General features: G+C 62.0%; 14 protein-coding genes and 1 riboswitch. Of the genes, 2 read left to right on the plus strand and 12 right to left on the minus strand.

Annotation, left to right across the window (positions count from 1 at the left end; genetic code table 11):
* Positions 1 to 43 precede the first annotated feature (43 nt).
* Both CFBP5499_RS13170 and cobA read right to left on the minus strand, forming a co-directional pair.
* Complete coding sequence (locus CFBP5499_RS13170) at positions 44 to 1,360, minus strand: cobyrinate a,c-diamide synthase (RefSeq protein ID WP_080827029.1); 1,317 nt, start codon at positions 1,358 to 1,360, stop codon at positions 44 to 46.
* The gene (gene cobA, locus CFBP5499_RS13175) at positions 1,357 to 2,145 is read right to left on the minus strand and encodes a uroporphyrinogen-III C-methyltransferase (RefSeq protein WP_080827028.1); all 789 of its coding nucleotides are present in this window, start codon (positions 2,143 to 2,145) and stop codon (positions 1,357 to 1,359) included. The genes CFBP5499_RS13170 and cobA overlap by 4 nt, the downstream gene beginning before the upstream one ends.
* 58 nt (positions 2,146 to 2,203) lie before the next feature.
* On the opposite strand from cobA, the gene CFBP5499_RS13180 reads away from it, so the two are divergent.
* The gene (locus tag CFBP5499_RS13180) at positions 2,204 to 3,334 is read left to right on the plus strand and encodes a cobalt-precorrin-5B (C(1))-methyltransferase (protein WP_175416723.1); all 1,131 of its coding nucleotides are present in this window, start codon (positions 2,204 to 2,206) and stop codon (positions 3,332 to 3,334) included.
* On the opposite strand, the gene cobM is transcribed toward CFBP5499_RS13180, so the two are convergent.
* Genes cobM through cbiE form a run of 3 tightly spaced genes read right to left on the minus strand, consistent with a single transcriptional unit; the run spans position 3,289 to position 5,728 of the window.
* Positions 3,289 to 4,062, minus strand: a complete 774-nt coding sequence (cobM, locus tag CFBP5499_RS13185; protein WP_080827027.1) for a precorrin-4 C(11)-methyltransferase — start codon at positions 4,060 to 4,062, stop codon at positions 3,289 to 3,291. The two genes, CFBP5499_RS13180 and cobM, sit on opposite strands and share 46 nt — an antisense overlap.
* An 11-nt stretch (positions 4,063 to 4,073) precedes the next feature.
* Positions 4,074 to 4,475, minus strand: coding sequence for a cobalamin biosynthesis protein (locus CFBP5499_RS13190; RefSeq protein ID WP_175416787.1), 402 nt, complete (start codon positions 4,473 to 4,475; stop codon positions 4,074 to 4,076).
* Positions 4,469 to 5,728 carry a precorrin-6y C5,15-methyltransferase (decarboxylating) subunit CbiE gene (gene cbiE, locus CFBP5499_RS13195; RefSeq protein ID WP_080827025.1) on the minus strand — a complete coding sequence of 420 codons (1,260 nt, stop codon included), beginning with the start codon at positions 5,726 to 5,728 and terminating at the stop codon, positions 4,469 to 4,471. The genes CFBP5499_RS13190 and cbiE overlap by 7 nt, the downstream gene beginning before the upstream one ends.
* Here cbiE and CFBP5499_RS13200 point away from each other — a divergent pair.
* Positions 5,727 to 6,509, plus strand: a complete 783-nt coding sequence (locus tag CFBP5499_RS13200) for a cobalt-precorrin-6A reductase (protein WP_080827024.1) — start codon at positions 5,727 to 5,729, stop codon at positions 6,507 to 6,509. The genes cbiE and CFBP5499_RS13200 overlap by 2 nt on opposite strands.
* Here CFBP5499_RS13200 and CFBP5499_RS13205 read toward each other — a convergent pair.
* The 7 genes from CFBP5499_RS13205 to CFBP5499_RS13235 form a co-directional block, all read right to left on the minus strand.
* Positions 6,476 to 7,237 (minus strand): precorrin-3B C(17)-methyltransferase, encoded by a 762-nt coding sequence (locus tag CFBP5499_RS13205; RefSeq protein ID WP_080827023.1) that lies wholly within the window; start codon positions 7,235 to 7,237, stop codon positions 6,476 to 6,478. The two genes, CFBP5499_RS13200 and CFBP5499_RS13205, sit on opposite strands and share 34 nt — an antisense overlap.
* Entirely contained in the window at positions 7,234 to 8,001 is a 768-nt protein-coding gene (locus CFBP5499_RS13210; protein ID WP_080827022.1) for a precorrin-2 C(20)-methyltransferase, read from the minus strand. Before CFBP5499_RS13210 ends, CFBP5499_RS13205 begins: the two co-directional genes overlap by 4 nt.
* A complete protein-coding gene (locus tag CFBP5499_RS13215) occupies positions 7,998 to 8,630 on the minus strand; it encodes a precorrin-8X methylmutase (protein ID WP_080827021.1) in 633 nt (210 codons plus the stop codon). Before CFBP5499_RS13215 ends, CFBP5499_RS13210 begins: the two co-directional genes overlap by 4 nt.
* Positions 8,627 to 9,982: a precorrin-3B synthase gene (gene cobG, locus CFBP5499_RS13220; RefSeq protein WP_080827546.1), complete on the minus strand. Its 1,356-nt coding sequence runs from the start codon at positions 9,980 to 9,982 to the stop codon at positions 8,627 to 8,629. The genes CFBP5499_RS13215 and cobG overlap by 4 nt, the downstream gene beginning before the upstream one ends.
* Positions 9,982 to 13,332 (minus strand): cobaltochelatase subunit CobN, encoded by a 3,351-nt coding sequence (cobN, locus tag CFBP5499_RS13225; protein WP_080827020.1) that lies wholly within the window; start codon positions 13,330 to 13,332, stop codon positions 9,982 to 9,984. The genes cobG and cobN overlap by 1 nt, the downstream gene beginning before the upstream one ends.
* A 64-nt stretch (positions 13,333 to 13,396) precedes the next feature.
* A complete protein-coding gene (gene cobW, locus CFBP5499_RS13230) occupies positions 13,397 to 14,434 on the minus strand; it encodes a cobalamin biosynthesis protein CobW (protein ID WP_080827019.1) in 1,038 nt (345 codons plus the stop codon).
* A complete protein-coding gene (locus CFBP5499_RS13235) occupies positions 14,431 to 14,856 on the minus strand; it encodes a DUF1636 family protein (protein WP_175416724.1) in 426 nt (141 codons plus the stop codon). Before CFBP5499_RS13235 ends, cobW begins: the two co-directional genes overlap by 4 nt.
* A gap of 119 nt (positions 14,857 to 14,975) precedes the next feature.
* Positions 14,976 to 15,192: riboswitch (cobalamin riboswitch) on the minus strand.
* Positions 15,193 to 15,201 lie beyond the last annotated feature (9 nt).

The following is a 15,201-nucleotide window of genomic DNA, read 5'->3' on the forward strand; positions in this document are numbered from 1 at the left end:
ACTTTGCCGCACGTCCCCCCCCCCCTGCCGGAACCGCAAACGATCAACCGCCTTTGGCGATGGCGTGGAAGAACGTGCCAGAGACAAAACCTCTCCTGCCGCCCGATGGCCCGAGCGGGCGACCCTGCCCGTCAGCAATCTGGGCGAAGGGCTGATCACGGCCAGGATCGGTGACCCGGGCATAATGAAACTCATGGCCGCGCAGAACATCCCCCGCCATGCCGAGCTGGCCATCTGCCGCGATTGTGGCCTGCCGGTAGCCGAGATTCATCTTGCGTGTCGCAAAGCTCGTGGCGTGCGACAAGAGACCAGTCATGGCATGGGTCACGCCTTCTGCATCCTCTAGCCGCTCACCGAGCACCATGTAACCGCCGCACTCGCCATGCACCGGCTTTGTCTCTGCAAAACGGGCAATACCCGCCTTGAAGCCGGCAGCACCGGCGAGTCTTCCGGCAAAAAGCTCGGGATAGCCGCCCGGCAACCAGCAGATATCGCAGCTCTCATCGGGTGCCTCATCGGCGAGCGGCGAAAACGGCACGATCTCTGCCCCGGCCGCACGCCAATGCTTCCTGAGATGCGGATAAAGGAAGGTGAAAGCCGCATCCTCCGCCAGTGCAATGCGCTGGCCGGGAGGCGCTATAGCCGCCTCCACCGAACCCGAGGACATGTTCACCGGCGCGGCGAGCGAAAACAAGGCATCGAGATCGATGGATTTTTCCATAGCATCCGCGAGCCGGTCTATATGGGAATCGATTTCCGGATGTTCGCTCGCCTGCACCAGCCCCAGGTGCCGCTCCGGCAGGATGAGGGAAGGATCGCGTAGAACGCAGCCGACAACGGGCAGGCCGATTTTTTCGATGGCTTCCGTGCACAGCGTCCGGTGCCTTTCGCTGCCGGCCCGGTTCAATACCACCGCCCCCATCGTGACATCAGGATCGTAGTGGGCAAAACCATGCGCAATGGCAGCTGCCGTCTGCGACTGGCCGGAGACATCCAGCACCAGCAGCACCGGAATGCCGAACAGCCGCGCCAGATCCGCCGCCGAGCCGGTGCGGTTTTCCGCCACGGGAATACCGTCGAACAGGCCCATGGCGCTTTCGATGAGAATGAGTTCCGCGCCCTCGGTCTGCTGCGAAAACAGATGTCGCAGCAGGTCCGGCTGCATGGCCCAGCTGTCCAGATTGAGACCGGGTGTGCCGGTGGCGAAGGCATGAAAACCGGGATCGATGTAATCCGGCCCCGTCTTGATGCCGCGCACTTTGATGCCACGTCGGGCGAAGGCCCGGAGCAGGCCGATGGTCACGCTGGTCTTGCCGGACCCGGAGCGCGGCGCGCCGATGATGATTGCCCGCGCCGTCATGAGCCGGACACTCCAAGACGATCCCGCATCGAAACAATCTCGCCGATAACGATCAAAGCCGGCGCTTCGAAATTTTCCCGCTTTGCATCGTCAGCTATGCTTTGCAATGTGCCGATGAAAATCCGCTCTTGCGCAGTGGTTGCCGACATGATGACAGCGACCGGCGTTTTTCCCGAACGCCCACCCTGCATCAGAAGACCGGCAATCGCGCCGATATTCTTCAGCCCCATATAAACAACGATGGGTTCCTGCGTTTTCGCCAGCGCCAGCCAGTCGAGATCCTCTTCGGTTCCCGCTGCATGACCCGTGGCGAGCGTCACTGCGCGGCTGATACCACGCATGGTGGCGGGAATGCGCGCTGAAGCGAGCGCGGTGAATGATGAAGTCATGCCCGGCAATATGCGAAACGGAATGCCGGCATGGACAAGCGCCTCCGCCTCTTCGCCACCGCGCCCGAAAATAAAGGGATCGCCGCCCTTCAGCCGCAGCACCTTTTTGCCCTGCAGGGCGAAATCGATCAACGAAGCGGTAATATCATCCTGCGTCGCGGAGGGCTTGCCGCCCCTTTTGCCCGCAAAAACAATCTCCGCCTGCGGACCGAGCGCCACGACATCGTCGCTTACCAGCGCATCGCGCACGATGATATCGGCCTGCGACAGCGCAAGCGCCACTTCGAGCGTCAGATAACGCACATCACCCGGCCCCGCGCCCGCGAGCCAGACGTGGCCGGCTTCGAAGGCCGGACCTTTTGCGGCGATGCTGTTCAAAATCTGCGGTATCGACATTGTTCTTGGCTGCTTTTTAACGATGACGGAAAAAGCCGTCCCGGCTATAGGAATTCATATGGAAACGGATGGAAAGACCCTTCGCCGCGGCTGGACCACGGGCACCTGCGCGGCAGCCGCCACGAAGGCGGCCTGCGCCGCCCTTCTGACCGGCGAGTTTCCTTACCCTGTCGAGGTCGAACTTCCAAGCGGTGCGAGGCCGGCATTTTCCCTCGCCACCGAGGAAAAAGGCGAAAACTTTGCCCGCGCCGGCGTCGTCAAGGATGCAGGCGACGATCCCGATGTCACCCATGGCGCACTGATCGAAAGTACGGTCAGACGGGGTGAACCGGGGAGCGGCATCACTTTCAGGGCTGGGAAAGGCGTCGGAACGATCACGAGGCCGGGCCTGCCCCTGCCACCGGGAGAACCCGCAATAAACCCCGTTCCGCGCAGGATGATCGAGACCGCCATTCGCGAAGTGGCCGGCGAGGATGCCGATTTCGAAGTCGAGATTTCCGTCCGTGACGGCGAGAAGCTGGCAGAAAAAACCCTGAATGGCAGGCTCGGCATCCTCGGCGGCATTTCCATTCTCGGCACCACCGGCGTCGTCATTCCCTTTTCCTGCTCGGCCTGGATTCACTCCATCTGGCGCGGCATCGATGTGGCCCGCGCGACCGGCTGCACCCATGTACTGGGCGCGACCGGCAATACATCCGAGAAGGCAGGCCAAGCAGTTTACGACCTGCCGGAAACCGCTCTGATCGACATGGGTGATTTCATCGGCGGCATGCTCAAATATCTGCGCAGCCACCCGGTCGAGCGGGTAACCATCGCCGGTGGTGTTGCAAAGATGACCAAGCTCGCCCAGGGCATGCTCGATGTGCATTCCAAGAAAGGTCTTGCCGACCTTGAAGCATTGGCGGCGTTGGCCACGGAGGCGGGAGGGGACGACAATCTCGCCATTGCCATTCGTGAGGCCAACATGGTCGCGCACGCCTTTCAGCTGGCCGAACGCGCGGGGATAGACCTCGGCGCGATCGTTGCGGAAAAAGCCTGGGTAACTGCCGCCGCGGCCCTGAAGACGCCGGCGATCGCGCTCGATATTCTGGTGTTTGACCGTCAGGGCGCGCTCAAAGGGCGCACCGCCTCCACGCCGTCGCATCAGCCCGCAGCATCCTCCTTCGGAGACCGGAACCGGCGCACATAGTCGGTGCTATAAAGCGCACTTTCGCGGAAATCCGTCGAGGCCAGACCACGCCCGACGAAGATCAGCGCCGTGCGCTCCACCGGCTCGGCCGCAAGCTTGCCCTCTATATCGAAAAGCGTGCCACGAATGACCCGTTCATCCGGCCAGGAGGCACGCACGACAATGGCGACCGGGCAATCGGAACCATAAAGCGGCGTCAGCTCTTCCACCACCTTGCCGATGGCATGAATGGCGAGATGAATGGCGAGTGTCGCGCCTGTCGCGCCGAAAGCCTTCAATGTCTCACCATCAGGCATTTTTGAAGCGCGGCCGGAAATACGGGTCAGCACCAGGCTCTGCGCCACTTCCGGCACCGTCAGCTCCCGCTGCAGGGTGGCAGCGGCGGCGGCGAAGGAGGGGACACCGGGGGTTACGGTATAATCGAGACCCCGGCGCTCCAGCCGGCGTATCTGCTCGCCCATGGCGCTCCAGACGGAAAGATCGCCGGAATGCAGCCGCGCCACATCCTTGCCAGCCTTGGCGGCCGCCACGAACTCCGCCTCGATCTCATCAAGCGAAAGTGCTGCCGTATCAACGATGCGTGCACCCTGCGGGCAATAATCGATGAGGGCCTTTGGAACCAGCGAACCGGCGTAAAGGCAGACCGGGCAGGCGGCGATAAGATCGCGCCCGCGCACCGTGATGAGATCGGCGGCACCCGGACCGGCGCCGATGAAATGAACCGTCATTCTTGTTCTCCCTATTCGATGGCGCTGCGGCTGCCATGCGGCGCATCGCTCGTCGCGATAGCCACAGTGACGTGACCGACCACGAGGCGTGGCGCGACTAGCCTTGCACTTGCTCCAGCCGCCGCAAGAGCCGCTGCTTCGCTGACGCTTGGCGAACTAGCGTGATCGAGGCTGGCCTGTGAAAATGTTATTGTCTCAGCGGCAACCGCTTCGAGCCGTTCCTGCGCCACGATTTCAAGCGACAGCGACAGACTCTTCGCCGCCGCCACAAGACCGGCCTCGTCGGCCTTCAGCGGCGCAGTCGCCAGATAGTCGACCGTCATGCCAAAGGCACGCTCGGCAGCCCGCACAGCCGCGACAATCGCGTCCGACGGGGCACCTTTGCGGCAGCCTATGCCGGCCACGGTCACCATGGCTTCACCCAGCTCCATTGTGTCACCGGCATGGCCGGACGCCAACCGGACATGGAACCGACGGCAGCAGACCGCGAAACTTCCAGCCGGATCATCGAACCGCCGAATTTCGAATGGGCGGCCAGCAACACCGCTTCCATTTCCAGCGTCACCGCATTGGCCACCAGCCGCCCGCCCGGTTTCAGAGCATCGATGGCGGCCTCCAGCACGCCCGTCTCACTGCCGCCACCCCCGATAAAAATCGCATCTGGCGAAGACAAGCCTTCAAAAGCCGCCGGGGCGGTGCCGATCATGACCTCGAGCCCCGGAACACCAAAAGCGTCGGCATTGCGGGCAATCCGCTCAGCCCTTTTCGGATGCTGCTCGATGGCGATGGCGCGCAGCGAAGGGTGCGACAACATCCATTCGATGCCGATCGAGCCGGAACCCGCACCGATATCCCACAGCAGTTCTCCCCGGCGGGGGCCGAGTGACGAAAGCGTCACCGCGCGGATTTCGCGCTTGGTGATCTGTCCGTCATGTTCAAACAGACCGTCATCAAGGCCACAAGCAAAAGGCAGGACGCGCGCACCCTCGTCCGCCACGACTTCGATCGCCACGATATTGAGCGGATCAATATCTTCAAAGCCAAAATCAGCTGCCCGACTTTGCCGCCGCTTTTCACGGTCTCCGCCCAATGCTTCAAGCAGGATGACTTCCGAACGACCGAAGCCGGCATCGGACAGCAGCCGCACAATCAAGGACGGGTCACGCTCATCGGACGTCAGCGCGATGATCCGCGCGCCATGATGCAGATGTGGCCGCAACAGATCGATGGAGCGCCCATGCAGCGAAACGCAATCGGCCGATTGCAGGGCCCAGCCGAGCCGCGAGCCGGCCAGCGAAAAGGCGGAAGGCGAGGGATAACAGACCGTTTCCTCCGCTGGAATCCGCCGCAGAAGCGTGACACCGACGCCGTAGAAGAACGGATCGCCCGAGGCGAGCACACACACCCGGCGGCCGCGCAATGCGAGAACATCGCTCATTTCAACATCGAACGGCACCGGCCAGGCGCGTGCTTCGCCGCGAATAGCCGCAGCCGCCAGTTTCAGATGGCGTTCGCCGCCGAAAACTACCTCGGCCGCCTCTATCGCGCGGAGCGTATTCTCACCCAGTCCCTGAAGCCCGTCCTCGCCGATACCGACGATGGAAAGCCACGGCCTCTCGTTCTTTTCAGTGGAAGCCTTTGCCGTTCGGGAATATTTAGAGGTCATGACACGCTCCATACTCATCCTTGGCGGCACGGCGGATGCCCGCATTCTGGCCGGCCGGCTTGCGGAAGACGCCGGCTACCGAATTTTGCTGTCGATGGCCGGGCGCACGCTCTCGCCGGTGGAACAGCCCGTGCCGATGCGCAGCGGCGGGTTTGGCGGCGCGGCAGGGCTGGCGGATTTCATCCGTGCCGAAAATTTCGATATTCTGGTGGATGCCACTCATCCCTATGCGGCCAGGATTTCCGCCAATGCCGTTGAGGCGGCAAGGCTTGCCGATGTTCCACTGATTGTGCTCTCGCGTCCCGTCTGGCCGCGTCAGCCGGGCGATACATGGCAGAGTGTTCATACCGTCGGACAGGCCGTTGCCGCGCTGGGCACCGCGGGCAGACGTGTGTTTCTGGCGCTCGGCCGTCAGGAGCTTCTTCCTTTCGAAGCCGCGCCCCAGCACAGCTACCTCATCCGCAGCGTCGACCCGGTGGAACCGCCGCTGAAGGCGCCGGATGCGCGCTATATCACCGCGCGCGGGCCTTTCGTGACGGAGAATGAAATCCGCATGCTGGAGGAAAACCGCATCGAGGTGGTTATATCGAAAAACTCGGGCGGCAGCGCCAGTTACGGCAAGATCGAAGCAGCGAGACGGCTCGGCCTGCCGGTCATCATGATCGAACGGCCGCAACAGTTGAACGATACGCCCGCGAACAATGTGACCGTGCCGGATATCGCCAATGCGCTCACCGCCATACGCCATCAGCTTTCCCTTTTCGAAAACCGTGGCGAATAAACGATCGGTTCCTTGCCGGAACGCACGATCAGGCGGGTTTCCACCGAGCCGACGATGATGCAGGTGGCCATGTCGGCCATGTCGCTCGACGCCTCCGAAAGCGGCACAACCCGAATGCGCTCGTCCTTCCTGCCTGCGGCGCGGCCGAAGATCACCGGCACCGAGCCGGGTAAATGTTTGCGCAACAGGTCGAAGGCGGTACCAAGCTGGTGCGGCCGCGCCTTGCTGACGGGATTGTAGAAGGCCATCACAAATCCGGCTTCCGCTGCCGCAATCAGCCGTTTTTCGATGATGCCCCAGGGCTTGAGATTATCCGAAAGCGAAATGGCGCAGAAATCATGGCCGAGCGGTGCACCAGCTTTGGCGGCCACGGCCAGCATGGCGGTCACGCCCGGCACAACGGAAAAATCAATGTCGCGCCATTCGGAAGGGCCGTTTTCAATCGCCTCGCAGATGGCTGCCGCCATGGCGAAAACACCGGGATCGCCACCGGAAACCACGCAGACCTTGCCACCTTGGGCCGCAAGCGTGAGTGCCTGTTCGGCACGGGAGATTTCCTCGCGATTGTCGGAAGCGTGGCGCCGCTGGTGAGCGCCAAGCGACAGACGATCGAGATAGGGAATATAGCCGAAAAAATCTTCCGAAGACTGGACGGCGGTCAGCGCCTCAGGCGTCACCTGATCCACATTGCCGGGGCCGAGGCCGACAACAACGAGTTTACCGGTCATGGCGCTTCACTCCCGGCTGGCCTCGTTTTCCAGCCCGGCACCAGAACCAGTGAAAAATAGGGTGCTGGCGAGGCATCACGCTCGATGAGCCGCACCGCATGGCTGTTCGCCATGGTGCCACGCTCGACATAAAGCGCCTCTTCGAGCTTGCCGGCCACTTCGAGCGCGCGGCGGATTTTCGGCAGATTACGGCCGACCTTCATGATCACGGCACCATCAGTGCCGGAAAGCCGCTCCGCGAGCACCTCTTCCGCCAGCGTGCCGGGAAGCACGCTCAGTATGTCATCGCCCTGCACCAGCGGCAAACCGGCCATGGACCAGCAACCGGACATGGCAGTGATGCCGGCGACGACTTCCGCCTCATAGGACGGCGCAAGCCGCAGATGGAGATGCATATAGGAGCCGTAAAACAGCGGATCGCCTTCAGACAGCACGGCGACATTGCGCCCGGCATCGAGATGCACGGCAATATCCTTTGCCGACTGATCAAAGAATGCAGCAATCGCGCCGCGATAATCTTCGCCGTTCTTGTCGCTTTCGACAGTAACGGGATAGACCAGCGGCATTTCCAGCGTGCCGGGACGAATAAAGGCTTCGACGATGCCACGGCCATTGCCGGCGCTGCCCTTCTTGCAGAAAAAGGCGAGAACATCGGCATTTTCGATGGCGCGTACGGCTTTCAGCGTCAGCAGCTCCGGATCGCCCGGACCGGTGCCGACGCCGACGAGTTTACCCTTGGCATGTTCAAAAAGAGCAGCACTCACAGGCCGGCCCTCGCAATCGCGTTGATGGCGGCGGCCGTCATCGCCGAGCCGCCCAAACGTCCTTTGACGATGGCATAGGGAATGCCAAGCGCACTTGCCTCCAGCGCATCCTTCGATTCCGCCGCACCGACAAAACCGACCGGCATGCCGATGATGGCCGCCGGACGCGGGGCACCTTTTTCCAGCATTTCCAGAAGATAAAACAGCGCCGTCGGCGCATTGCCGATAGCGACCAGAGCACCTTCCAGATGATCCGCCCAGAGATCGAGCGCGGCAGCGGATCGGGTGTTGCCAATATTTTTCGCAAGCTCCGGCGTGCGTGGATCGCGAAGCGTGCAGATGACGGCGTTGTCAGCCGGAAGCCTTGCGTGCGTCACGCCATGGGCAACCATTTGCGCATCACACAGAACGGGCTTGCCGGCGAGCAACGCGCCGCGCGCGGCCGAAACGAAATCCGGCGAGAAGCGGAAATGGCCTGCCGCCTCCACCTGCCCGCAGGCATGGATCATCCGAATGGCGATATCCGCCTGCTCTGCAGTAAAGGCGGATAAATCCGCTTCTTCGCGAATAATGGCGAAAGAGCGCTCATAGATCGCATTACCGTCGCGAATATAATCATAATCGGTCATTGGTTATCCTGTCGAAGCGCAGCACCGATCTCCTCCCGACCCAGACGGGCAAAAAAGATGGCGGCGTTTTCATCGGGCTTATGTTCTTTTTCGTAGAGACGGGCAAGTCGCGAAAGCGCGGTCTTCTGTTGCTCGAAGGGCAAAATCCCGTCCGGCGGGTCACCGGCGCGGCCGGAAATCGAGAATGCCAGACCATGAGAGTCCCCCGAGAGGGTCAGAAGCGAGGACGCGGGATGTGCACAGCCCTTTCCGCAGCCGGAAACATGCAGCGTAAAGGAACCGTCCAGCAACGCGGCACATTCTTCGGCAGCAAAAGCCGCCAGTTCGTGCGTAGGAAGAAAAGCCGAAGCACAGCCCGGCGCCCCCGGACAGACGGCGATGGAAGATCGCGCATCACCTGAAGTCGTGACGAAGCCGGATGCCGCCGCAGCCTCAAGCAACGTATCGCAGGCAGTTGATAATCCAAAAAATAGCAGGCTATGGTTTGGCGCTGGCCGCAGGGTCTTGATACCAAGCGTTTCGGCCCGCTCGCACAGATGCGCCAAGTCGGCACCTCGAACCTGTCCGAAAGCAGGCGCGATACCAGCGGCGAAGCGGTTCTCTCCCGTTATCATCAAACCGAGGGGCAAAAAGGGAAGCTGGGCCTCGCTCCTAGCTGCGCGATCCAGCAGGCGGTCACCGCAAATCGCCTTCACCGTCTGCTGATCCAGATCGCGGCCACGGGCAAGCGGTCCTTTTTCAGCAAGAAAAACAAGAAGCGACAGAACCACACTGGCCGCCGCAACTGGCTCAACCAGTCCCGCATTTAACGCCTTGCTTTCCGGCCCGCCCACAAGCAACTGCCAGAAGGCCCGACCTTCCAGCCGGATTGCTTTCAAACGAATATCGGCCAGCAAATCACCCATGGAGAGGCGTCCGCCGCCATCAATGACAACAGAAGTTTTGGCCGCGAGTTTGTCATGCAGCGCCAAGGCGCCGGAGCATTTTCTGATCTCCTCGGCGAGAAAACAGCCATCCTCGATTTCCGCATCATCCCGGCCGGCAAGGGGCGAAGTCTCGACCGCCAAACCTTCACGTAGCGGAAGATCGAGTGCCAGCACATCTTTTTCCAGAGCGCGGGCGCTTTGCGGCGTCAAGCCACGAAATTGCAGGCTGCCGCGCGCCGTAATATCGATCAACCCGTTGCCGTGGCGTTCGGCGAGACCGCAAAGCGCCACCATCGCACGGGGCGAGATATCCGCCTCGAACGCGACCCGCGACAAAAAACCGTCGCCGGTTTGCATGGGGGCGGACAAGGCCGGGCACAGACCACGGCGGCCAAATGGCTGAACGGGATCGGCAACGGCGGCCATCATGCACCTACCCTTTCGGATCGGGGCAGGATCAGCATTTCCAGTTCCGCATCCACCGCATTGCGGCGGCTGTGCCACAGGCCGCGGCGGCGGGCGGATAAAAAGCGCTCGGCCATTACCTCGGCCGCTTTCGGGTTTTCCCGCAGGATGAAATGGCGCACTTCCTCATTGCCGAAATAGGCATCGTAAAGCGCCTCGATCAGCGAGGAGGACACCGCATGGGTGGTCTCGGCAAAGCCGACCAGCCGGTCCACCGTTTCTGCAAATTCCGCCGCCCCGCGTGGGCCGTGCCGCATCTGGCCGGCAATGAAACGCGGATTGACGGCACGCGCGCGCACCACCCGCGTCAGCGCCTGCGTCATCGACCTGGCCCGCGGGCGCGCCGGATCGGTCGTATCCAGTGCCACGATATCGGCGATACCGCCAAGCGCGGCCTTCGCAGCGGAGAAGCCGCCGATGAAGGCGACATCGGAAGAGCCGTCCAGAAGATCGCGACCGGGGTCATCGCCGGTATGAACCAGAAGATCGGCCCGGCGCACCATTTCCGTAAAGCCGGCATCCTCGAATATCTCAAGCCCATCCGCGCCGCCAAAGGCATGGTTCGCCGCATCGAGATAGGCCTGCCCCAGCTCCTCGCGTTCATCCCACGCACCACTGGCAAGCTTTTCCTCGATACCGGCGCCATAGGTGCCAGGCGCAGAACCGAAGATGCGGGCAGGGATATGCCCAAGCGCTGCCGCCTCTTCCGCCAGCGGATTGTCGCCCGGCGCTTCGTTCCGTCGCGCAACCGCCCTGGCGGCGGCATCGAGAAGCGCGATGAGCGTCGGAAACATGTCGCGGAACAGGCCTGAAATGCGAAAGGTCACATCGATCCGCGGCCGCCCGAGGCTCGCCGACGGCAGAACCTCGATGCCGGTGACCCGGCCGGTGGCGGGATCATGGATCGGCCTTGCCCCCATCAGATGCAGCGCCTGTGCCACATCCTCGCCGCCATTGCGAAGGCTGGCGCTGCCCCAGAGATCGAACACCAGATGTTTCGGCCAATCACCATGGGACTGCAGATGATGGCGCAGCACCTCTTCGCCCGCCATGCGGCCGAGCTCGAAAGCTGTCGGCGTCGGCATGGTACGGGGATCGGCGGCAAAAAGGTTGCGGCCGGTGGGCAGCACGTCGAGACGCCCTCGCGCAGGTGCACCGGAAGGACCGGGGGCGATGTGCCGGCCATCGAGCGCCGCAAGCAGCGCGGCCTTCTCGGCCTTCGCGCTCTGAAGACGGAGAGGATCGGCCTCACCTTCGGGGGAACGGCCGAAAATATGCTGACCGTCCTTGATGGCAAAATCCTTGAGGTCGCAGAGAAAGGCATCGATACGTGACAGGGCCGTATCGGCGTTATCCTTCGCGCCAACGCCCGCCTCCGCCGCAAGCCCGGTTTCCAGCGCCTTTTCAACGATAAGCTTCGCCAGCCGGTCGCGGCGGCGGCGATCAAGGCCATCGGCCTGCGCGTATTCATCGACCAGCTGTTCCAGCGCCAACTGTTCCGGCGAAAGCCCGGCATTAAGAAGCACCGGCGGAACATGGCCGATGGTGACCGCCGCAATGCGCCGCTTGGCAACCGCCGCCTCACCGGGATTGGAGACGATGAACGGATAGACCACCGGCAAGGAACCGGTGACGATTTCCGGGAAACAATCGCGGGAAAGCGCAACCGTCTTGCCCGGCAACCATTCCAGCGTGCCATGCGCGCCCACATGCACGATGGCATGTGCCGCTACCGCGCGCTGCATCCATGCGCCGAAAGCGACGAGCGCGTGGCGCGGCGGCAGGGCGGGATCGTGATAATCCACCCGCCGATCCTCGTTTCGTCCCCGATCCGGCGCGAGCGCCACGAAGACCTGACCGAAACGGGCAACACGAAAATGGAATGCGCCATCGGCGAAAGCTTCGTCCTGTTCCGGAGCTCCCCACGTAGCATTCACCGAGCTGGAGGCGGTCTCAGTCAAACCCGCAAAAAAATCCCGATAGGTGGAAAGATCGACCGTCGCTTCCTGGCTCTCGATACGATCAAGCAGCGCCCGCGCTGTTTCAGGAATATCCTCCACGGCATAACCGGAACCGGCAAGATCGCGCATCATTTCGAGCACGCTTTGCGGCACATCGAGACCGACGGCATAACCGGTGCGCCCCGGCGCGGCACCGGGATAATCCGGCATCAGGATGACGATGCGACGATCCTGCGATGGCGCGGATTTCAATCGCAAAAAGGCCGCGATGCGGTTCGCCACCTGCTCGACTCGATCCGCCTCCGGCACATTCAGAAGGCTGACGCCGCCATCCGTCCGCGCCTGTTTGAACGAAATCGCACCCGCCAGAATCCGCCCATCCAGCTCCGGCAGAACCACATGCATGGCAAGATCGGACGGATTGAGACCGCGCGCATTTTCCGCCCAGCCGTCGCGCCGGGTGGTTGCCATCACCACCTGGAAAACGGGAACGCCGAGGCGGTCGAACAGTGTCTCGCCTCTATCATCCGTCTGGCTGGCAAAGGCCGTGGCGGCGATGATGGCGGCAGGCTGAAGATCGGGCAGCACCGTTTCGAGAAAACGGATCGCTTCCCCATCCTTCAACCCGCTGACAAAAATCGGCAGGGGTGCAAACCCGCGCGCAGAGAGCACCTGAAACAGCGCATCGACGGGTGCTGCATCTTCCGCCAGAAGCATGGAGCGGTAAAAAAGGATGGGCAGAACAGATGCACCGGCAGGAAACCCGGCACAAGCCTCTTCCTGCCCCACGACCCCCAGATCCGGCCGATAAAAGCCGGCTTTCGGCAGGGGTTCGGGCCTTATATCCGGCCATTCTCCGCCGCCCGCCAGAATAGCGAGGCCAGCGGCAAGACGACCCATATTCTCCCCGCCGCCTTCGCGAAAGAAGGAGAGAACGGAGGCAAGCGTCGGCTTATCGAGCGTGGAGGCCGCTTCGAGCTTTTCATCCCTTTCGCTGCACTCCCCCGGCAAAAGCAGAAGCTTGATGCCCCGCCTGCGCGCCAGAATGGCCAGCTGATCGACCCCGTAGCGCCAGCGCTCCGCGCCACCGAGAATCCGGATAAGAATGACGCGGGCATGTTCCGCCGTTTTTTCGATCCAGAGATCGACCGACATCGGATGCCGAAGCTCGGACAGGTTCGCGGCGGAGAGGGAAGGGAGCCTATCTCCAGCCTGCCGCCACGCCTGCTCGAGCCCGGCAAGATCGCTTGCCGAAAAAGACAGCACCACCACATCCGAGCGGGGCTGGTTAAGATCAACCGGCTCGATCAGGTCGTCCAGAGACGAGGATGTGGTGGCGAGAATATGCATCTAAAGCATTTCCAGTAAAAGTGCGCCGCGGTTTTGCGTCCGCACAATGCGCAAATGACTTATGTCAGGCGGCCAGCATCTGTTCGATCTTTTCCCGGTTGATACCCTTTTCACCGATGACGACGAGGCGGCTACGGCGCTCTTCACCCGCCGCCCAGGGGCGGTCGTAATAGTGGTTGACGCGGCTGCCGACTGCCTGCACCTGCAAACGCATGGGTTTAGTGGCGACTTCGATGAAGCCCTTGATGCGCAGCACATTTTCGGCAGCGGCCGTCTCGGCGATACGGGCCGCCAGCGCTTCCGGATCGGTAACGGCTGGCAGGTCGATGACGAAGCTGTCGAAATCATCATGTTCATGGTCAAGTTCGCCATCATGATGGGTGCGGCGGTTTTCAATATCCTCTTCAACCGCAAGGCCGAGACCGATCAGCACGGCCGGATCGATGGCGCCGTTCGAAGCGACAACGATCTTCGCTGCTTTCGGCAGATGTTCGAGGATATGCGCCTTTGCCTTGTCGAGGCCGGCATCATCGAGAAGATCGGCCTTGGTGAGCACGATGAGATCGGCACAGGCGACCTGATCCTCGAAGACCTCTTCGACCGGATCGTCATGGTCGAGCGCCTCGTCATTGGCGCGCTGGGCAGCAAGCGCTTCCATGTCGTGGGCGACCTGACCTTCGGCCAGAGCCGCACCATCCACCACGGCGACCACGGCATCAACAGTTACGCGGCTCTTGATCGCCGGCCACTGGAAGGCCTGCACCAGCGGCTTCGGCAAGGCAAGACCTGAGGTCTCGATGAGAATATGCTCCACCTTCGGCTGGCGGCTGAGGATTTGTTCGATGGCCGGCTGGAAATCATCCGCCACCGTGCAGCAGATGCAGCCATTGGCCAGCTCGACGATGTTTTCCTCCGGGCAGCTTTCAATGCCGCAGCCTTTCAGAATTTCGCCGTCGATGCCGATATCGCCGAATTCATTGACGATGATGGCGAGACGCTTACCGTCAAGCTTTTCGAGAAGGCCGCGCAGCAGCGTGGTTTTTCCGGCCCCCAGAAAGCCGGTGACGATGGTGCAGGGAACGCGGTCCAGAAGGGTGCTCATGATCTCTCCTCGGTAAAATCGAATGGGGGAATGCGCGCCACCATGCCGCGCTTCAAGGGTTCGGGGCGGCCACGCCAAGGCATCAGGCCATCGGGGGCGGCGGAAAGCAGCCGCGCGCCGGTCAGCAGGTCTTCCGCATCGCCGAGCGTCAGCCCGCCAAACACATAAGACCAGCCATCGGCGCTGCGCAGAACGGCGCTGAGACCACGCTTGCAATTGGCAAGGCAATTGACGGAGCGAACGGCAATGCCGGTTTCCTGCGCCTTTTCGATGACGGCATCGGCAAGACGCGAACCCGGACGCGGTTCGGCATTCGGATCAGCGTCATCGCGACAGCTGCGGCAAACGAAGACGATCACGCCAGACGTCGTTTCGTCCTGCGCGCTCGCATTTGCACATGAAGATGTCGATGAAATATCCAAACCGTCCCGTTCCCGCGCCACGTTAAAATTCATCGGGGTGCGGCTATCGAAAACGGTGTGCGTCAGGCGCAAACCGGCTGTTCGATCTGACCGACTGACCGGAGCACCCCGCCCGGCAGACGTTTTTTCCCGAAACGGCAGGTCTCCTGGCTTGCGGCTATCAACACCCTGTCACCGCCTTCCCGAACCGATCATGGAGGTCCAGTGGCTTTACGGCGCGGGCTTACCGCTTACAGTTGCGGGGGCAGCCACGGAATGGCCCTTTCTCAGGGCGGAACCGTGTTCCCTCTTAGCTTTTCCCGTTGCCGGGAAAAGACCGTCAGTCCCTTACCCTTAGGCTGAACG

It is taken from the genome of Agrobacterium tumefaciens, assembly GCF_005221325.1.
In the GTDB taxonomy this organism is placed as follows: domain Bacteria; phylum Pseudomonadota; class Alphaproteobacteria; order Rhizobiales; family Rhizobiaceae; genus Agrobacterium.